This is a genomic window from Pseudomonas sp. SD17-1 (assembly GCF_029201585.1).
In the GTDB taxonomy this organism is placed as follows: Bacteria; Pseudomonadota; Gammaproteobacteria; order Pseudomonadales; family Pseudomonadaceae; genus Aquipseudomonas; species Aquipseudomonas palmensis.
The window spans coordinates 4,170,849-4,187,759 of sequence record NZ_CP104044.1 but is presented as its reverse complement, the minus strand read 5'-3'; the positions used below and the strand labels follow the sequence as shown (position 1 = coordinate 4,187,759).

Annotated in this window: 18 protein-coding genes and 1 tRNA gene; 8 read left to right on the top strand and 11 right to left on the bottom strand. The window is 64.9% G+C overall.

What is annotated here, in order from left to right:
* Window positions 1-7: 7 nt before the first annotated feature.
* Window positions 8-823, bottom strand: coding sequence for a cytochrome c (locus N0B28_RS18990; RefSeq protein ID WP_078479747.1), 816 nt, complete (start codon window positions 821-823; stop codon window positions 8-10).
* Window positions 824-1,371: 548 nt separating this feature from the next.
* Between N0B28_RS18990 and N0B28_RS18985 the strand changes: the two genes are divergently transcribed.
* Complete coding sequence (locus tag N0B28_RS18985; RefSeq protein WP_043862722.1) at window positions 1,372-2,100, top strand: amidotransferase; 729 nt, start codon at window positions 1,372-1,374, stop codon at window positions 2,098-2,100.
* A 3-nt stretch (window positions 2,101-2,103) separates the two neighbouring features.
* On the opposite strand, the gene N0B28_RS18980 is transcribed toward N0B28_RS18985, so the two are convergent.
* The 3 genes from N0B28_RS18980 to N0B28_RS18970 form a co-directional block, all read right to left on the bottom strand.
* The gene (locus N0B28_RS18980) at window positions 2,104-3,075 is read right to left on the bottom strand and encodes a magnesium and cobalt transport protein CorA (protein WP_043862723.1); all 972 of its coding nucleotides are present in this window, start codon (window positions 3,073-3,075) and stop codon (window positions 2,104-2,106) included.
* Window positions 3,076-3,118: 43 nt separating this feature from the next.
* Window positions 3,119-3,862: a 1-acylglycerol-3-phosphate O-acyltransferase gene (locus tag N0B28_RS18975; RefSeq protein WP_043862724.1), complete on the bottom strand. Its 744-nt coding sequence runs from the start codon at window positions 3,860-3,862 to the stop codon at window positions 3,119-3,121.
* A 146-nt stretch (window positions 3,863-4,008) separates the two neighbouring features.
* The gene (locus tag N0B28_RS18970; RefSeq protein ID WP_043862725.1) at window positions 4,009-4,698 is read right to left on the bottom strand and encodes a crotonase/enoyl-CoA hydratase family protein; all 690 of its coding nucleotides are present in this window, start codon (window positions 4,696-4,698) and stop codon (window positions 4,009-4,011) included.
* A gap of 75 nt (window positions 4,699-4,773) precedes the next feature.
* On the opposite strand from N0B28_RS18970, the gene N0B28_RS18965 reads away from it, so the two are divergent.
* From N0B28_RS18965 to N0B28_RS18955, 3 genes are all read left to right on the top strand, one after another.
* Entirely contained in the window at window positions 4,774-4,971 is a 198-nt protein-coding gene (locus N0B28_RS18965; protein ID WP_143516616.1) for a hypothetical protein, read from the top strand.
* Window positions 4,967-5,056 (top strand) — tRNA-Ser (locus N0B28_RS18960). The genes N0B28_RS18965 and N0B28_RS18960 overlap by 5 nt, the downstream gene beginning before the upstream one ends.
* A 78-nt stretch (window positions 5,057-5,134) precedes the next feature.
* Window positions 5,135-5,650: a hypothetical protein gene (locus tag N0B28_RS18955; RefSeq protein ID WP_078479746.1), complete on the top strand. Its 516-nt coding sequence runs from the start codon at window positions 5,135-5,137 to the stop codon at window positions 5,648-5,650.
* Between the two features lie 88 nt (window positions 5,651-5,738).
* On the opposite strand, the gene N0B28_RS18950 is transcribed toward N0B28_RS18955, so the two are convergent.
* Both N0B28_RS18950 and N0B28_RS18945 read right to left on the bottom strand, forming a co-directional pair.
* The gene (locus tag N0B28_RS18950; protein WP_275728065.1) at window positions 5,739-7,898 is read right to left on the bottom strand and encodes a TonB-dependent siderophore receptor; all 2,160 of its coding nucleotides are present in this window, start codon (window positions 7,896-7,898) and stop codon (window positions 5,739-5,741) included.
* Window positions 7,899-8,001: 103 nt separating this feature from the next.
* Entirely contained in the window at window positions 8,002-9,192 is a 1,191-nt protein-coding gene (locus N0B28_RS18945) for an MFS transporter (RefSeq protein WP_043862728.1), read from the bottom strand.
* Window positions 9,193-9,298: 106 nt separating this feature from the next.
* On the opposite strand from N0B28_RS18945, the gene N0B28_RS18940 reads away from it, so the two are divergent.
* Entirely contained in the window at window positions 9,299-10,186 is an 888-nt protein-coding gene (locus N0B28_RS18940) for a LysR family transcriptional regulator (protein ID WP_078479744.1), read from the top strand.
* A gap of 38 nt (window positions 10,187-10,224) precedes the next feature.
* On the opposite strand, the gene N0B28_RS18935 is transcribed toward N0B28_RS18940, so the two are convergent.
* Window positions 10,225-10,707: a GreA/GreB family elongation factor gene (locus N0B28_RS18935; protein ID WP_043862730.1), complete on the bottom strand. Its 483-nt coding sequence runs from the start codon at window positions 10,705-10,707 to the stop codon at window positions 10,225-10,227.
* A gap of 1 nt (window position 10,708) precedes the next feature.
* Window positions 10,709-11,101, bottom strand: a complete 393-nt coding sequence (locus N0B28_RS18930) for a hypothetical protein (protein WP_043862731.1) — start codon at window positions 11,099-11,101, stop codon at window positions 10,709-10,711.
* A 137-nt stretch (window positions 11,102-11,238) separates the two neighbouring features.
* Between N0B28_RS18930 and earP the strand changes: the two genes are divergently transcribed.
* Window positions 11,239-12,372, top strand: coding sequence for an elongation factor P maturation arginine rhamnosyltransferase EarP (gene earP, locus N0B28_RS18925; protein ID WP_043862732.1), 1,134 nt, complete (start codon window positions 11,239-11,241; stop codon window positions 12,370-12,372).
* A gap of 48 nt (window positions 12,373-12,420) precedes the next feature.
* On the top strand, window positions 12,421-12,993 hold the full coding sequence (locus tag N0B28_RS18920; RefSeq protein ID WP_043862733.1) for an elongation factor P: 573 nt from the start codon (window positions 12,421-12,423) through the stop codon (window positions 12,991-12,993).
* A 78-nt stretch (window positions 12,994-13,071) separates the two neighbouring features.
* Here N0B28_RS18920 and N0B28_RS18915 read toward each other — a convergent pair whose 3' ends face one another.
* Window positions 13,072-13,530, bottom strand: a complete 459-nt coding sequence (locus N0B28_RS18915) for a MarR family transcriptional regulator (RefSeq protein ID WP_043862734.1) — start codon at window positions 13,528-13,530, stop codon at window positions 13,072-13,074.
* Window positions 13,531-13,581: 51 nt separating this feature from the next.
* Window positions 13,582-14,538 carry a LysR family transcriptional regulator gene (locus tag N0B28_RS18910; protein ID WP_054915829.1) on the bottom strand — a complete coding sequence of 319 codons (957 nt, stop codon included), beginning with the start codon at window positions 14,536-14,538 and terminating at the stop codon, window positions 13,582-13,584.
* A gap of 105 nt (window positions 14,539-14,643) precedes the next feature.
* Between N0B28_RS18910 and N0B28_RS18905 the strand changes: the two genes are divergently transcribed.
* Window positions 14,644-15,393, top strand: a complete 750-nt coding sequence (locus N0B28_RS18905) for a sulfite exporter TauE/SafE family protein (protein ID WP_043862736.1) — start codon at window positions 14,644-14,646, stop codon at window positions 15,391-15,393.
* A 48-nt stretch (window positions 15,394-15,441) separates the two neighbouring features.
* Here the strand turns inward: N0B28_RS18905 and N0B28_RS18900 are convergent, their stop codons facing one another.
* Window positions 15,442-16,788 (bottom strand): 3-deoxy-7-phosphoheptulonate synthase class II, encoded by a 1,347-nt coding sequence (locus tag N0B28_RS18900; RefSeq protein WP_229590040.1) that lies wholly within the window; start codon window positions 16,786-16,788, stop codon window positions 15,442-15,444.
* Window positions 16,789-16,911 lie beyond the last annotated feature (123 nt).

The window sequence follows — 16,911 nt, the reverse complement described above, 5'->3', positions numbered from 1 at the left end:
TCCATTTTCAGGGTACTTCCACCCCGGACCGCTTGCGGCTGGCCATGTGCGCCAGATACCCCAGCAACTGGTCCAGTTCTGCGTCGCTGATCACCGTTTCGGCAAAGCCGGGCATGCGCGCCTGTGGCCACTGGCGCAGGCTTTGCGGGTTGCGGATGTATCGGCGCAAGAACGCCGGCTGGAAGTACTCGGTGGGGTTGAAGGGCATGTTCAGGTCGGGCCCGAACTGCGCATCGCCGGCACCGTTGAGTCGGTGGCAGGCCAGGCAGTTTTTCTGAAACACGGCAAAGCCCAGGTTGACCGGGTCGTTCTCACGCAGTTGCGGGTCTGGCAGCAGTGCCGGGAAGCGCGATGCCACAGGGGCCAGGCGGCGCATGGTGGCAAGCTGGAAAGGCCATTGTTCGGGGCTGATCCGGCCTGCCTGCGGTTGGGTCCACACCAGGTAGAAGGGCCCGGCGCTGCCTTTGCCCTTGCTCAGGGCTGGCCATGGGTGGGCGGGGTCCTCTATGGCCAGCCAGGCGCGTGCCGGGCCGTTGCCGAGCAACGGGGCAGCGGGCAGTTCGGCGGCAAAGCCATCCAGCGCCACGGCCTGCAGATGATCGCCGGGGGCTACGCCCTCCAGCAGCGCCACCATGGGCACGGCGCGGTAGTGCATGGTCTTCTTGTAGGAAACGTCACCGTCGATGCGGATATCCCGCGCCTGCGGGTGAGCCAGCAGTTGAGCGGTGCTCCACTGGCGCTCGGCGCCGCCCAGGTTCAGGGTCAGCTGTGCGGCGTGCAGGGGCAGGCTCAACAGCAGGATCAGGGCAAGGCAATGACGCATCGGGTGCTCTCCAACCATTCAGGCCGGCAGGATACACCAGCGTTGCGATGATGCCTGGTTACAGAACGGGTGGGCTTCAGCCGAACAGTCGTGTGAGGTTGGGCACGATCAGCAGCAGCGTCGTGGCGAAGAGGATGAGGCCGGCTTGACGTACTTTGGAGTGCTTGAACATGGCGGTCTGCCTTTTTGTTGTTATTCCTGAATGCCGTGTGGCGTCCTTGGCCAGGGTCCGTGATAACCCGCGAGCGCTGTCGAAATGTCCGCGTTGCCCCCGCATCGGACCTGCTTTGCTTCGATATACAACTAACCTTAGGGTCAACGTCACCCGTGTTTTAGAACGCTTTCGTATTAAATGGTGGGTTCTAAGGCACTACGGCTATGAGGCCAAGGGCCATCCGGCGACCATCCCTTCAGCTAGACACGTGCGTGCGCTCCGGGGCATGGCCTGCACAGTGTGACCGTTCGTCCGAGTGAACACTTGCCTCCGAGCGCCATTCGCGGCAGGCTCTAGCGACACTTTGTGCCTCATGTCGTTCGGGACTAAATCTATGTCGTTACGCATCTGCATCCTGGAAACCGATGTCCTGCGACCCGAGCTGGTCGATCAGTATCAGGGCTACGGACGGATGTTCGAGCACCTGTTCACCCATCAGCCGATTGCCGCCGAATTTCGCGTGTACAACGTGATGAACGGTGAATACCCCGACGACGACGAGGTGTTCGACGCCTACCTGGTGACCGGCAGCAAGGCCGACTCGTTTGGCGACGACCCGTGGATCGCCAGGCTCAAGACCTTTCTGCTGGACCGCTACAAGCGCGGCGACAAGCTGCTGGGCGTATGCTTCGGCCACCAGTTGCTGGCCCTGTTGCTGGGCGGGCGCAGCGAGCGCGCGCACCAGGGCTGGGGGGTGGGAACCCACCGCTACGTGATGGCGGCCAAGGCGCCGTGGATGAGCCCGCAGGTGGAGGAACTGACCCTGCTGATCAGCCACCAGGACCAGGTTACCCAGTTGCCCGAAAACGCCACGGTGATCGCCTCCAGCGACTTCTGCCCCTATGCCGCCTATCACATTGGCGACCAGGTGCTGTGCTTCCAGGGCCACCCCGAGTTCATCCACGACTATTCCCGTGCCTTGCTCGAGCTGCGCCAGCAGCACCTGGGCCCGGAGGTCTACAGCAAGGGCGTGGCCAGCCTCGACCAGCAGCACCAGGGCACCACGGTGGCCGAGTGGATGATGCGCTTTGTCGCGCACAAGCCACAGGGCAGCGCGGCCTGAGGCCTACAGCCAGCCGGAGCGCTTGAAGCTGGCGAACAGTGCCGTGCAGCCCAGGGCGATGACCCCCAGCACGGTGAAGTAGCCGTAGTGCCAGCTCAGCTCCGGCATGTTCTGAAAGTTCATCCCGTAGATACCCGCCACGGCGGTGGGGAAGGCCAGGATCGCCGCCCAGGCGGCGAACTTGCGCTGGGTGATGCTCTGGCGTGACGACTCCAGCAGCATGCCGATCTCGATGGTCTGGCTGGCGATGTCGCGGATGCTCGACAGGTCTTCCATCTGCCGCGTCACGTGGATCTGCACGTCGCGAAAATACGGGCGCATGTTCTTGTCGATGAAGGGGAAGGCCAGGCGCTGCAGCTCTTCGCTGATCTCGACCATCGGTGCCACATAGCGGCGCAGGCGCAGGATGTCGCGACGCAGGCCGTGCAGGCGGCGGATATCGTCTTCCTGCAGCGAACTGCTGAGTACGTTGTTTTCCAGCTCTTCGATCTCGCTGTGAATCGCCTCGCTCACCGGCTGGTAGTTTTCAGTGACGAAGTCGAGCAGTGCATACAGCACGAAGTCTTCGCCGTGCTCGAGCAGCAGCGGCCGGGCCTCGCAGCGCTGGCGTACCAGGGCATAGGATTTGGAGTGGCCGTTGCGGCAGGTGATGATGTAGCCGTTGCCGGCAAAGATATGCGTTTCGATGAACTCCAGCCTGCCGTCCTGGCGTACCGGCGAATAGGTCACGATGAACAAGGCATCGCCGAAGGTTTCAAGCTTCGGCCGGCTGTGCTTTTCCAGCGCATCCTCGATTGCCAGTTCATGCAGGTTGAACTGGCGCTGCAGATTGGCCAGTTCCTGCGCGGAGGGCTCTTCCAGCCCGATCCACACGAAGTGCCCCGGTTTGCTGGCCCACTCGGCGCCCTCGTCGAGGCTGATGTTGGTGACTTTTCTACCGGCGCTGTAGACCGCTGCCGCTACGACTCGACCCATGGTTGTGCCTTTCCCCCGTTGTCATGCCCCTAGCTTGGTATGACTACGACAAATCGGCAACTGCGCGGCTGGCCTGCAGTTCTTTTTCCATCAGGTCGATGCAGCGTTGCATCTGTTCGCGGCACTGCTCGGCCAGGGCGGGAACATCCTGGTGGGTCATGCCGGTGGTGGAGATCGGCGCCAGCGAGCGGATGATCACCTTCTGCTTGCGCCAGCCGTTGAGGTTCAGGCGCCTGGCGTAGCGGCTCACGCACACCGGCACGATGGGCACGCCGGCTTCGATGGCCATGTGGAACGCGCCCTTCTTGAAGGCCAGCAACCGATCGCCGGCGTTGCGCGTGCCCTCTGGGAATACCCAGATCGAGGTGTCCTGTTCCTGCAGGGTGCGGGTGGTGGTCTGCATGGCGCGTCGGGCCTGGTAGGCGTTGCTGCGATCGACCAGCACATTGCCGCCCAGCCAGAACAGTTGGCCGAACAGGGGGATCCATTTGAGGCTCTTCTTGCCGATGCACACCGTGCGCGGCGGCACCACGTGACCGAGCACGAACAGGTCATGGTTGGATTGGTGGTTGGCTACGATCACGCAGCCCGGGGGCTGGTCGAACAGCGGGCCGACTTCGGCCTGTACCTGCAGGCGCATCAGCCAGGTGGCGGGCCAGCCATACAGGCGCGCGAACACGCGGCTGTTGTCGGGGTTGAAAGGCCGACACAGGCCGATGAGCACACCCAGTATGCCTACCAGAACAAAATGCAGGCCCAGGAGGGGCATGCGGATCAGAAACAGCATTGTGGTTAACCCCGGACAAAACGCGGCGCAGTGTACGGTTGTGCACAGCCCGGGGCAAACTTAAAGCTTCGCCGGCAAGGCCGGCTCCTGCAACGGTTGCGTCCCCTGCAGGAGCTGGCCTTGCCGGCGAATGACGCGACCCGCTATCAGACCGGGTGTTCCTGGTCGCGAATGATCGCGTCGTCCAGCAGGTCCAGCAGCGCCTTGCGCACCTTAAGCTTGGTCTTCTTGTGCGCGTTCATGTTGATGGTCTTGAGTTGCTGCGCCGCTGCCAGGGCGGTTGCGTGCAACTGCTCCACCGGCACCACCTTGTCGAGGAAGCCGGCATCCACGGCACTGGCCGGGTCGAACATCTCGGCATTGATGACCGAGCGGTGGAAGGCCGAGCGACGCAGGCGATCACGCGCCAGCTCGATGCCGGCGTGGTGCATGGTCATGCCGATCTGCACTTCATTCAGGCCGATGCGGAACGGGCCTTCGACGCCGATGCGGTAGTCGGCCGACAGAAGCAGGAATGCACCCTTGGCCACGGCGTGGCCAGGGCAGGCGACGATCACCGGGAACGGATGCGACAGCAGGCGCCGGGAGAGCGTCGAGCCGGCGGTCACCAGCGCGATGGAGGCCTGTGGCCCAGAGGTCATCACCTTGAGGTCGTAGCCACCGGAGAGGATGCCCGGCTGGCCGGTGAGGATGACGACGGCGCGATCCTGCACGGCACGGTCCAGTGCATCGTTGAAGGCTGCGATCACGTCCGGTGAAATGGCGTTGACCTTGCCGTTGTTCAGGGTCAGCGTCGCGATGCCGTCTTCCAGTTGGTAGGTAACCAGCTCACTCATGACAGAGTTCCTTTAGGTGGAGTGGGGCTGACGTTACCCAGCTGCCGCGGTCAGGTAAAGCACCAAGGCTGACCGATGAGTCAGGCGCAGCACGCCGGCCCCGGCACCACGGGCTTCGTGCATGGACCACAGCCGAACCACGCCAGAGATTGGCAGCTTTGCCACTGCTGGCTTAAGCGCATGAATATTCTGAAAAAAACCTTTGCCATTCAAAGTGCTTTCGACTACATTAGCGCGCCTCGACAGGCTGAACAGCTTGGCGAGAACCGGTGAAGTGTCCGAGTGGCTGAAGGAGCACGCCTGGAAAGTGTGTATACAGGAAACTGTATCAAGGGTTCGAATCCCTTCTTCACCGCCATATTCAGATACGCGAAGAGCCCCCGAACTTGAAAGAGTCCGGGGGCTTTTTGTTGGGCCATTGAAAAGGAAGTTTCAGATGCTTGCAGAGTGCTTTTCCGAACAGCAGATTCTTGCCGCCGAGCAATTGATTGCTCTTGTCAGCCCCACGCCCGAAATGGCCGCCGAGCATCTTCAGGCGTTTCGCGAGCTGGAGCTGGACGAGGATGACATCGAAGAGTTCGAGGATGATCCCAAGCAACTGATGTGGATGGTCAAGGACATCGCCGACTGGGAGTCGGTGTTCTACGTCGACTGGAAGGACACCGAGTCGTTCGTGCAAAGCGTCCAGCAACTGGCAGAAGCACGTGACGCCCAGGTGACCTTTGGCGTGGATGACCCGGAAGATGAAGACTTCCTGGAAAACCACAGCGTGTCGCAACTGATGGTGCTGGTCCATGCCGAGCTTCAGAAGCAGGGCCTGGTGCTGTGGAACTGGTCGACGCTGGAGGACTGCTACAGCGGCTTCATCACCACCCCGGCCGCGGCGGCCGACCTGAGCGAAATCGCCGGGATACTGGAAGTGCAGTTCCGCGAGGGTAGCGAGCCGTTCTGATCGGCTGCGCGCTGTTCGCCAGCCAGGCTGGCTTCTGCAGGCAACGCGAACGCCTGTGCAGGAGCCGGCCTTGCCGGCGAACGCATTCTCAGAAGCTCACAGCAGCCGACACCCGCGCAGTTCGCGGCGCGCCCTGAAACAGGTAGCCGTCGCCCAGATACTCCCCCGCGTCCCTCCAGTAGCGCCGATCGAACACGTTATCCACTGTCAGGCGCAGCACCGTGTCATACCCGCCGATGCGCGTGCGATAGCGGCTGCCAATGTCGAACACCGCATAGCCACCCACCGCCACCGTACCTGCCTGGTTGGCATACTTGCTCGCGCTGTAGCGCGCCCCACCCAGCAGCGCCAACCCCGGTACTCCCGGGAGGCTGTAGTCGGCCTGCAGCGCCGCGCGCAGATTCGGCACGTTCAGCGCCTGATGGTCGTCGTACGCCCGCGTGCCGCTGCCGCCGACCCGTGCACGAATGGCCGCGGCACTGGCGTTGATCTGCAGGTTCGACGTTACCCAGCCGCTGGCCGCCAGCTCCAGGCCGGTGTTCTTCTGCTGCCCCTGCTGCACGTAGGTGAAGTCACCGCTGCCGTCCGGCTGGGCATACTGATACCCCTGGCGCAGCTGGAACAGCGCCGCGCTCAGGCTCATGCGCTGCCATTCACGCTTGATACCCAGTTCGAGCTGGCGTGACGTGGTGGGGGCCAGGATGTCCTGGCTGTTGAGCGCGAACCACGGCGCGGCATTGCCCGACGACAACCCCTTGCTGTAGCTGGCGTACAGCGAAATGTCCGCGCGCGGCTTGTAGATCAGCGCGGCGTTGGGCAGCAGTTCATATTGCCGGGTATGCCGGCGCAGGTTCCCATCTTCACCAAAGGCCTGCTCGTCCAGGCGTACAACGCGCGCACCGAGTACCGTCTGCCAGTGTTCGTCGAAGCTGATCCGGTCGCTGGCGAACAGGCCGTACTGGCGGCTGTCGAGGCGGCGTTCGCGGTGGCCCGGGCTGCCGTCGAAGGGCTCCAGTGCCGGCGTAGGCTGGTAGATGTTGCCGCTGCCGATCCACTCGTTGAACGTCGGTCGCTGGTCGACAGTGCGCCGTTGCGCGCTGCTGCCGACCGTCAGCTCGTGCTCCAGGCCCGCCAGGGCAAACTGGCCGTTGAGGGTGACCTGTGCCTCGTCGGTGCGCCGGGTATCGTCCGGGCTGCGGTAGTCGTAGATGTCGTAGTCGCCCTCGGGGCTGAAGTAGTTCGGCACCTTCGAGCCTGCGCAGCTGGCGGCGCCGTAGCAACCCCAGGCGAACGCGCTGTAGTCGTCGATCACCACGCGGCTGCGCGAAGCGCTCACGCTGCCGGTCCAGGTGTCGCTGAAGCGGTATTCGAAGCGACCGCCGAGGTTCAGCGAGTCGATCTGCACCGGCTTGGCCCAGTGCTGATAGGCCAGGCGATCGTCGGGGTCGATGCCGTGGGGCAGGCGGTTGCCGCCGAGCAACTGGTAGCCGGGCACCGAGCGCTGCTCGCGCTGCTGGTACTCGACATCCAGTTGCAGCAGCGCATCCGGGTTCACTTGCCAGTCGAAGGCCAGCGAAGCGAAGTCGCGCTGGCCGTCGGCATGGTCGACGTAGGAGCGGATATCTTCATGGGCCAGGTTTGCGCGCAGGCCGAACTGGCGTTCGCTGCCAAACCAGCCGCCCAGGTCGGTGGCGATGTAGCGCTCGCCCAGGGCCGTGCTCGATACCGTGAGCGAACGGATGTCCTGCGGGCGCTTGGTCACATAGTTGATCAGCCCGCCGGGTTCGGCTGCTCCGCTTTGCAGGCCCGACAGCCCCTTGAGCAACTCGACCTGCTGCTTGTTCTCCAGCGCCACGTTCTGCTCGCCGGCGATGGTCTGGCCGTTGATGGTGTAGCTGTGGGCGGCGTCCAGTTCGAAGCCGCGCACGTTGAAGTTCTCGTAGTAGCCGATGGGCGCATAGCTCTCGCCGACCGAGGCATCGCTTTGCAGCACCTCGCTGAGCAGGTGCACCTGGCGGTCCTGCAGCAACTGTTCGGTGAACACCGACACCGAGGCGGGGGTGTCGAGCAGCGGCGCCGCGCCAAAGCCGGCCACCGAGGCCTGGCGCGGCTGGTAGCCGTCCTCGAGCACATCGGACACGTTCAGGGGCGCGAGGGTGATGCCGCTGTCGGCCAGGGTGGTGGACGAGCTCAGGGCCAGGCCGAGGCTCAGCAGCCCCAGGGGCAGGCGAGGGTGGTGCAGGGTCATGCGCAGGTTCCTTGAGGGCCAGCAACAGGCGCGCCGGCAGGCGGGGCGCCATGTTACCTGAAGGGGGCCTGCGGGTAGGAGCCAGCCTTGCTGGCGAACGCCGTTACGCGGCCTTCACCTGAGCCGAGCGGCGCTCCACCCACAGCCACACCACCAGCGCCACGCCGCCGATCACCAGCCCCGCCACCACGATGCCGTTCCAGCCGTGGGCCTGGAACAACTGCGTACCCAGCAGCGAGCCCAGTGCGCCACCGATGAAGTAGCAGGTGATGTACCCGGCATTGAGTCGGTTGCGCGCCTCGGGGCGCAGGGCGATCACCGCGTTCTGGTTGCTCACGTGCACCAGCTGTACCGCCAGGTCGAGCACCAGCACGCCAATCAGCAGGGCGGCGAGCGACACCTGGGCGAAGGCCAGCGGTACCCAGGCCAGCACCAGGGCCAGCAGCCCCACGGTGGTGCCCAGCGAGCCCTTGCCGCGGTCGGCCAGGCGCCCGGCCCAGTTGGCGGCCAGGGCGCCGGCAGCACCGGCCAGGCCGAACAGCCCGATCACCGCATCGGAGTAGTGGTAAGGCTCGGCTGCCAGCAGAAACGCCAGGGGTGTCCAGAACAGCGCGAACAGGCAGAACGACAGCAGCCCCAGCAACGAGCGCAGGCGCAGCACCGGCTCATCCACGAACAGGCGGAACACCGAACCGATCAGTGCGGGGTACTTGAGCCCGGCGTGCTGGTGGCGCTCGGGCAGGGCCCTGGCCAGGGCGATGGCGCTCAGGGCCATGAGCGCAGCGGCCAGCAGGTAGATGCTGCGCCAGTCACCCAGGGTCGCCATGAACCCGGCAGCGGTGCGCGCCAGCAGAATGCCCAGCAGCAGGCCGCTCATCAGCGTGCCGACCACTCGCCCGCGCTCGGACGGGTCGCTCAGGCCGGCGGCCATCGGCACCAGTACCTGCGCCACCACCGAGAACAGTCCGGTCAGGGTGGTGCCGATCAGCAGCCACATCAGGCTGGGGGCGAAGGCGCTGATCAGCAGGCCGACCGTGGCGATGGCGATCATGCTGACGATCAGGCGGCGTTGTTCGAACAGGTCACCCAGCGGCGCCAGCAGCAGCAGGCCGGCGCCGTAGCTCAGCTGGGCGGCAATCACGATGCTGCCGGCGGTGGCGGTGGTCAGGCCGAAATGCTGAGCGATGCTGTGCAGCAAGGGCTGCGCATAGTAGTTGCTGGCCACGGCCAGGCCGGTGGCGGTGGCCATCAGCAGAATCAGGGCGCGGCTCAGGTGAGTTGTGGCGGGGGCCATGGACCGTCTCGTTGTCAGGGGGGAAGGGGAGTGCATTATCAAAAATGCGCTAGCATGACGCCAATGAATCGTTTAGATCCCATCAATCTCTTGTACAGATGGAAAGATGAACCTCAAGCAGATCGAATACGCGCTGGCGGTGGCCGATACCGGTAGTTTCACCCGTGCGGCCGAACGTTGTCATGTGGTGCAGTCGGCTTTGAGTCATCAGGTGGCGCGCCTGGAGTCGCAACTGGGCACCTTGCTGTTCGAGCGCAGCTCGCGCCGGGTGCGCCTTACACCTGCCGGCGAAGCCTTCGTGCTCAGCGCACGCACGGCGCTGGAGGCCACCCGGCGCATCGCCGAGGACGTGGCCGCAGCCTGTGGCGAAGTGCGCGGGCGCTTGTCCATCGGCGAGATCAGCTCGCTGACCGAGCTGGACCTGGTGGACCTGCTGGCCGGTTTTCACGGGCAGTACCCGCAGGTGGACATTCGCTGGCTGATCGGCAAGAGCGAGCTGCTGATTGCCGATGTGCGCGAACGGCGCCTGGATGTGGCGTTCATCGGCGTCTGGCCGGGGGAGCCGCTGGCGGGGGTGGCGTCGCGCCTGCTGGCGGCCGAGGAGCTGGTGGCGGTGCTGCCGCTGCAGCACCCGCTGGCAGGCATCGGGCGTCTGGCGCTGGAGCAACTGGAAGACCAGCCCCTGGTGGACTTCCAGGCTGGCAGCGGCGCGCGTCGACAGACCGACGAGGCATTTGCCGCCGCAGGGGTGCGTCATCGGGTGCAGTTCGAGGTGGGCAGTATCGGCCTGATCGAGAAGTTCGTGCAGCGTGGCCTGGCCCTGGGGCTGGTACCGGCAAGGATCGCCGCAGGCTTCAAGGGCGTTGCCGCAGTACCGGTGTGCGATGCCCCGGTGCGCCACCTGTACGCGATCTGGTCGACCACCCCGACGCCGGCGGCGCGGGCCTTCGTCCAGTTGCTGGAGCAGAACCTGGCGGCAAGGGCAAGCTGTTAGCCGTGGAGGCCACTTCGCTGGCAAGCCAGCGAAGTGCTTCAGAGCACTTCCACCAGTTCGTAGACCTGGCGCCCATTGCCCAGTACCAGCACCACCTCGTCGCCCTCGAGCTTGCCCATCAGGCTTTGCCCCAAAGGTGAGCGCGGGGTGATCACCGTGATCAGCGCCTGCCCTTCGCCGATTTTCAGCCCTGCCGCTTCCGGCCCCAGGAACACGCGCTGCTGGCGATCCTGTTCGTCGGCCAGCAGCACCAGGTTGCTCAGTTGCACGCCGGCCTCGGGGTCGTAGTCGCGCAGGGTCAGTTGCTGGTACGCCAGCCGTGCCTGGCGAATCTCCTCCATGCGCCGGGCCTGCCCGGTGGCCAGGTACGAGGCTTCCAGGCCGAGGGTGTCGTACTTGTTCTCGGCGATGTTCTCCTCGGCAGTGGCCGCCTCATACGCGGTCTGCGCAGCACGTTGCGCCACGTCGAGGTCGACGCCCAGGCGCTCGATGATGCGCGCCAGCAGGTCGGTCTTGTTCATCTCAGTTGCAGAACTCAAGGACATTGGCGCGGCTTTTCTCGGTGGGGGCGGTACGGTTCTGTTGCAGCCAGAACTGGCATCTGGGGTTGGACAGGTTGCGCGGGCTGCCCTGGGCCTGCTCCTCGGCCTGCTGCACCGCCTGATCGTGCAGGATCTGCTTGTACTGCTCGAACATGCGGTTCTGCTCCGGCGACTGCTGCGGCGCCACGGCCGGCGCGGGCGGGGCGATCACCTCGTGCAGGGGCTGGCGCAGGTCGGGCAGGTACTGCCAGCCCAGCCACAGGGTCAGCATGATGGCAACGAAGCCCAGCCACAGGCCGATGGCCACGCACAGGATCAGTTGCAGCGGGTTTTGCGAAATTTTCAGTTCACGGCGACGCGCACGGTACGACATGGCAGCCTCCTGGCCAGGACAATGGCGGCGATTGTCGCATGCAGCGCGGGTTTTATTCAGCCTCGCTACTGTTGTCTGCAATGATTAACCCGGACAATCGGCGCTTTTTGTTTCCGGCTCAACGTGAGGTGCCTGCCATGAAACCGACCTGGGATATCTTCTGTTGCGTCGTCGACAACTATGGCGACATCGGCGTCACCTGGCGCCTGGCCCGGCAACTGGTGGCCGAACACGACGTGGCGGTGCGCCTGTGGGTGGATGAACTGGCGGCCTTCGTGCGCCTGTGCCCCGAGGCGGACGCCCAGGCCCGGCAGCAATGGCAGCAAGGCGTCGAGGTGTGCCTGTGGCCGGCCGACTGGCAGCCGACGGCAGTGCCGGACGTGGTGATCGGCGCCTTCGGCTGCCACTTGCCAGCGGCCTATGTCCAGGCCATGCAGGACCGCACCGTGCCGGCAGTGTGGCTGAACCTGGAGTACCTGAGCGCCGAGGGCTGGGTGGAAGGCTGCCACGGCCTGCCGTCGCCCCAGGCCAATGGTCTGCGCAAGGTGTTCTTCTTTCCGGGGTTCACGCCCGGTACCGGCGGGTTGCTGCGCGAAGCCACGTTGCTGACGCGGCGCAAGGCGTTCGAAGACGACCCGCAGGCCCGTCAGGCATTCCTGCGCGGCCTGGGCGTGAGGGTGCATGAGGGTGCACGGCTGATCTCGTTGTTCGCCTATGAGAACCCGGGCCTGGCCAGTTGGCTCGATGTGCTGGCCGCCGACACCCGCCCCAGTCACCTGCTGGTGCCCGAGGGGCGCATCCTGGGGGATGTGCAGGCCTGGCTGGGCGAGAGCGGGCTGGGGGTGGGCAGTGTGACGCAGCGTGGGGCGCTGACGGTGCAGATCCTGCCCTTCGTCAGCCAGGATGACTATGATCGGCTGCTGTGGTGCTGCGAGTTCAATGCGGTGCGCGGCGAGGACTCGTTCGTGCGTGCTCAGTGGGCCGGGCGGCCACTGCTGTGGCATATCTATGTGCAGGAAGAGTACGCCCACTGGGAAAAGCTCGAGGCCTTTCTGGACCATTACACCCAGGGCCTGTCGGCCCCGGCAGCCGCCGCGCTGGTGGCGCTGTGGCGGGCCTGGAACATGGATCGCGACATGGGCCAGGCGTGGCGCGAGCTGCTGGCGCACTGGCCGGAACTGAGCGCCCACGCCGAGCGCTGGTGCGCCGCGCAGGCCGCTCAGCCGGACCTTGCCACGGCGCTGGTACAGTTTTGTCGAAATTCGCTATGATATGCGGCCTCGATTTTTGTAAATCCATCCAAATTCGGATATCTCGCAATGAAAACTGGTAAAGAGCTGAAACCCGGTACCGTGATCCGTATCGACAACGACCCTTGGCTGGTTCAGAAAGCTGAATTCACCAAATCGGGCCGTAACAGCGCGATCATGAAGACCAAGCTGAAAAACCTGCTGACCGGCTACAAGACCGAAACCGTCTACAGCGCCGACGACAAGCTGGACGACGTGATCCTCGACCGCAAAGAAGCGACCCTGTCCTTCATCAGCGGCGACACCTACACGTTCATGGACACCACCGACTACACCATGTACGAGCTGAACGCCGAAGACATCGAAAGCGTTCTGCCTTTCGTTGAAGAAGGCATGACCGATGTGTGCGAAGCCGTATTCTTCGAAGACCGCCTGGTTTCCGTAGAGCTGCCGACCACTATCGTGCGTCAGGTCGACTACACCGAAGGTTCCGCCCGTGGCGATACCTCCGGCAAGGTCATGAAGCCTGCCAAACTGAAGAACGGTACCGAGCTGTCGGTTGCCGACTTCATCGAGATCGGTGACTGGATCGAGATCGACACCCGCGAAGGTGGCTCCTACAAGGGCCGCGCCAAGGTTTAAACCTGGCGATCTGCGCGAACACGAAAACCCGGCCAAGGCCGGGTTTTTTTATGCCCTGCGTGCGCGGCTGCGGCGCCGTCAGAGGCTGTTCTGCAGGTTGTCGCGCAGCGCCAGCAGCTCGGCCTGCAAGCGTTGCAGGCGCTCCAGCGAGTGGCCGCTGGCGCCCAGGATGCACGGCGGGATCGAGCGTGCCTGCGCTTGCAGGGCACGCCCCTGGGCAGTCAGTTGCACGATCACCACGCGCTCGTCCTCGCGGCTGCGGGTGCGCTTGAGCAGGCCTTCGGCTTCCAGGCGCTTGAGCAGGGGTGTGAGCGAGCCGGGGTCGGTCAGCAGGCGATGGCTGATTTCGCCGACGGTCAGCCCGTCCTGCTCCCATAGCACCAGCATGGCCAGGTACTGCGGGTAGGTCAGGCCCAGTGCCTGCAGCAGTGGCTTGTACACCTTGGTCATGAGCAGTGACGTGGAGTGCAGGGCGAAGCACACCTGATTGTCGAGCAGCAGCTCATCGTAAACGGGCGCTTTGGAGGTGGCGTTCATGCGGCTCCTTTCTATCTGGTCCTTGAAATGGTGGCGCGCATGCTATGCGCGCTATTGCCAGCGCAGCTCGCTCTGCAGTGCCAGGTCCCAGGGGGGGATGGGGCTGAAGCGGCTCTTGAGGAATTCGAGCAGCAAACGGCTGCGAGAGTTCGTTTCATGTTCAAGGCGCAATGCATAGACACCGCTGGTTTCGGCCGGGGGCAGCCCGTTCTCGCAGAACAGCGGCAGCAGGTCGCCGCGCAGCAGGTACTCGCTGATCAGCCAGGTGGGCAGGTGCGCGATGCCCAGGCCCGCCAGGGCGCCGAACAGCAGGGTCTCGGCGTTGTTGGCGCTCATGCGCATGCGCGAGGGGCGCAGCAGACGCATCTGCCCGTCCACCGCGAAGCGCCAGGCGAAGGGTGGGGCCAGGCCATCCCAGTCCAGCCCGTCGTGCTCTGGCAGGTCGCAGGGGCTGGCAGGCACGCCGCGGGCCTGCAGGTAGGCGGGGCTGGCGCAGGCAATGCGCACCATGTACGCCAGCGGTGTTGCCACCAGCCGGGTATCGGCCAGAGGGCCTGCACGCAGCACCAGGTCGACTTCGCCCAGGTGCGCGCCCTGCAGGTCGACGAAGCTGTCGATCAGGCGCAGTTGTACATCCAGGCCCGGGTACGCCACCAGAAAATCGGCGATGGCCGGTGCCAGGTGGCGGCGGCCGAACGCCGAAGGCGCATCGATGCGGATCAGGCCCTCCGGTGCATTGCTCAGCGACACGGCCTCGGCGCGGGCCAGACGCAGCTCTTCGACGATACGCCGGGCGCGTTCGGCGAATGCATTGCCGGCGGGCGTGGGGCGTACCGCATGGGTGCTGCGCACGAACAGGCGGCTGCCCACGGCGGCCTCCAGGGTATCGATGCGTCGGGCCACCGCCGAAGGGGTCAGCGGGTGGCGTCGCGCTGCGGCAGAAAAGCTGCCGCTTTCGAGCACATCGAGAAACAGGCTCAGGTGTTGGGTGAGGGCGTCCGGGGTCATGGTAATTGCTTGTGCGAATTGGGCACAGCCATTGTGCGTTGCTGTGCGTTTCCCCGCTAGCCCGCCATCGGTAGCATGGCGCTATTGCAGAGCAGAGAGGCGAACATGGTCGAGTGGTTGATGTACATCGTATTGGGAGCAGGGCTGGGTACCCTGGGCGGGCTGTTCGGGATCGGCGGCGGCCTGATCGCGATCCCCGTGCTGGGCGTGCTGTTCGGCCTTGACCAGCAACTGGCCCAGGGCACCGCGCTGGTGATGGTGGTGCCGAACGTGTTGCTGGCGCTGTGGCGCTATCACCAGCGCAATCGCATCGAGCTGCGTCATGCATTGCCCTTGTCGCTGGCCGGCTTCGTGTTCGCCTGGCTCGGCTCGATCTGGGCAGTGGGGTTGGATGCACAGGCCATGCGCGTCGGCTTCGTGGTGTTTCTGGTGGCGCTGACGGTGTGGAACCTGGTGCGCATGTTCACTCGCAACGCGCCGCCTTCGACCGAGTTGCGCCAGCCCTGGCCCTGGCTGGGTGTGCTGGGCGGGGGTGCCGGTGTGGTCGGCGGGCTGTTCGGTGTAGGGGGCGCGGTGGTCGCCACACCGGTGCTGACCAGTGTGTTCGGCACCACCCAGGTGGTTGCCCAGGGCCTGTCGCTGGCACTGGCGGCGCCCAGTACCTCGGTCACGCTGCTGACCTACGGGCTGCACCAGCATGTGGACTGGAACATGGGCATCGCGCTGGCACTGGGCGGCTTGCTGAGTATCAGCTGGGGCGTGAAGCTGGCCCATGCGCTGCCGGAAAAGGTCCTGCGCTCGTTGTTCTGTGTGTTTCTGGTGGTGTGTGCGTTGATGCTGGGCTTCAGGGTCTGAAGCCCGCCGCGGGTCGAGCCGGCACGGCCGTCGAGGGCCGTGCAGGTGTCAGCGCCGTACCTGCTTGAGCGTTTCGGCGATCAGGAACGCCAGCTCCAGCGACTGGTCGGCGTTCATGCGCGGGTCGCAGTGGGTGTGGTAACGGTCGGACAGCGCGTCTTCGGTGATCGGCCGGGCGCCGCCGATGCATTCGGTGACGTTCTGACCGGTCATCTCGATGTGAATGCCACCGGCATGGCTGCCTTCGGCCTGGTGCACCTGGAAGAACTGCTTGACCTCGCCCAGGATCTGCGCGAAATCGCGGGTCTTGTAGCCGCTGCTGGCCTTGATGGTATTGCCGTGCATCGGGTCGGAGCTCCACAGCACCTTGCGCCCCTCGCGCTCGACGCTGCGGATCAGCCCCGGCAGGTGCTCGCCGACCTTGTTGGCCCCCATGCGCACGATCAGGTTGAGCCGGCCCGGGTCGTTGGCCGGGTTGAGGATGTCGATCAGGCGGATCAGCTCCTCGGTGTTCATGCTCGAGCCCACCTTGACCCCGATCGGGTTGTTCACCCCGCGCAGGAACTCCACGTGGGCGCCGTCCAGCTGACGGGTGCGATCACCGATCCAGAGCATGTGCGCCGAGCAGTCGAAGTAGTCGCCGGTCAGGCTGTCGCGCCGCACGAAGGCTTCCTCGTAGTTGAGCAGCAGCGCCTCGTGCGCGGTGAAAAAGCTGGTTTCGCGCAGTTGCGGCGAGCTGTCCATGCCGCAGGCGCGCATGAAGGCCAGGGTTTCGTCGATGCGGTCGGCCAGCTGGCTGTACTTTTCGGCCAGCGCCGAGTTGGCGATGAAGTCCAGGTTCCACTTGTGCACCTGGTGCAGGTCGGCGAAACCACCCTGGGCGAAGGCGCGCAGCAGGTTGAGGCTGGCGGTGGACTGGTGATAGGCCTGCAGCAGGCGCTCCGGGTCGGGCACGCGGCTGGCAGGGTCGAAGCCGATGCCGTTGACGATGTCGCCCCGGTAGGCCGGCAGGGTCACCTCGCCGATGGTTTCGTCATTGGACGAGCGCGGCTTGGCGAACTGCCCGGCCATGCGCCCCACCTTGACCACCGGGCAGCCGGCGGCAAAGGTCATGACGATGGCCATCTGCAGCAGCACCTTGAAGGTGTCGCGGATTTTCGCTGCCGAGAACTCGGCAAAGCTTTCGGCGCAATCGCCGCCCTGCAGCAGGAAGGCACGGCCTTCGGTCACTTCGGCGAACTGGCGGCGCAGCTCGCGCGCCTCGCCGGCGAACACCAGCGGCGGGTAGCTGGCCAGGGTCTGCTCGACCTTGAGCAGGTGCGCTGCATCGGGGTAGTGCGGTTGCTGCTGGATCGGCAGGGCACGCCAGCTATCGGGACTCCAGGGTTGGCTCATCACAGGCTCGGTTTCTATCGGAAAAGGGCTGTGAACATGCTAACACCTGGACCCTGCCTTGTTGCATCGCCTGTATTGACGGACAATGGTCGTTTTTGCTTGGGCACATGCAGGTGTCGGGAG

What these genes read in the sequence shown, in the direction of transcription:
- N0B28_RS18990 (WP_078479747.1), bottom strand. Translation starts at nt 823, where the DNA reads ATGCGTCATTGCCTTGCCCTGATCCTGCTGTTGAGCCTGCCCCTGCAC.
- N0B28_RS18985 (WP_043862722.1), top strand. Translation starts at nt 1,372, where the DNA reads ATGTCGTTACGCATCTGCATCCTGGAAACCGATGTCCTGCGACCCGAG.
- N0B28_RS18980 (WP_043862723.1), bottom strand. Translation starts at nt 3,075, where the DNA reads ATGGGTCGAGTCGTAGCGGCAGCGGTCTACAGCGCCGGTAGAAAAGTC.
- N0B28_RS18975 (WP_043862724.1), bottom strand. Translation starts at nt 3,862, where the DNA reads ATGCTGTTTCTGATCCGCATGCCCCTCCTGGGCCTGCATTTTGTTCTG.
- N0B28_RS18970 (WP_043862725.1), bottom strand. Translation starts at nt 4,698, where the DNA reads ATGAGTGAGCTGGTTACCTACCAACTGGAAGACGGCATCGCGACGCTG.
- N0B28_RS18965 (WP_143516616.1), top strand. Translation starts at nt 4,774, where the DNA reads ATGAGTCAGGCGCAGCACGCCGGCCCCGGCACCACGGGCTTCGTGCAT.
- N0B28_RS18955 (WP_078479746.1), top strand. Translation starts at nt 5,135, where the DNA reads ATGCTTGCAGAGTGCTTTTCCGAACAGCAGATTCTTGCCGCCGAGCAA.
- N0B28_RS18950 (WP_275728065.1), bottom strand. Translation starts at nt 7,898, where the DNA reads ATGACCCTGCACCACCCTCGCCTGCCCCTGGGGCTGCTGAGCCTCGGC.
- N0B28_RS18945 (WP_043862728.1), bottom strand. Translation starts at nt 9,192, where the DNA reads ATGGCCCCCGCCACAACTCACCTGAGCCGCGCCCTGATTCTGCTGATG.
- N0B28_RS18940 (WP_078479744.1), top strand. Translation starts at nt 9,299, where the DNA reads ATGAACCTCAAGCAGATCGAATACGCGCTGGCGGTGGCCGATACCGGT.
- N0B28_RS18935 (WP_043862730.1), bottom strand. Translation starts at nt 10,707, where the DNA reads ATGAACAAGACCGACCTGCTGGCGCGCATCATCGAGCGCCTGGGCGTC.
- N0B28_RS18930 (WP_043862731.1), bottom strand. Translation starts at nt 11,101, where the DNA reads ATGTCGTACCGTGCGCGTCGCCGTGAACTGAAAATTTCGCAAAACCCG.
- earP (WP_043862732.1), top strand. Translation starts at nt 11,239, where the DNA reads ATGAAACCGACCTGGGATATCTTCTGTTGCGTCGTCGACAACTATGGC.
- N0B28_RS18920 (WP_043862733.1), top strand. Translation starts at nt 12,421, where the DNA reads ATGAAAACTGGTAAAGAGCTGAAACCCGGTACCGTGATCCGTATCGAC.
- N0B28_RS18915 (WP_043862734.1), bottom strand. Translation starts at nt 13,530, where the DNA reads ATGAACGCCACCTCCAAAGCGCCCGTTTACGATGAGCTGCTGCTCGAC.
- N0B28_RS18910 (WP_054915829.1), bottom strand. Translation starts at nt 14,538, where the DNA reads ATGACCCCGGACGCCCTCACCCAACACCTGAGCCTGTTTCTCGATGTG.
- N0B28_RS18905 (WP_043862736.1), top strand. Translation starts at nt 14,644, where the DNA reads ATGGTCGAGTGGTTGATGTACATCGTATTGGGAGCAGGGCTGGGTACC.
- N0B28_RS18900 (WP_229590040.1), bottom strand. Translation starts at nt 16,788, where the DNA reads ATGAGCCAACCCTGGAGTCCCGATAGCTGGCGTGCCCTGCCGATCCAG.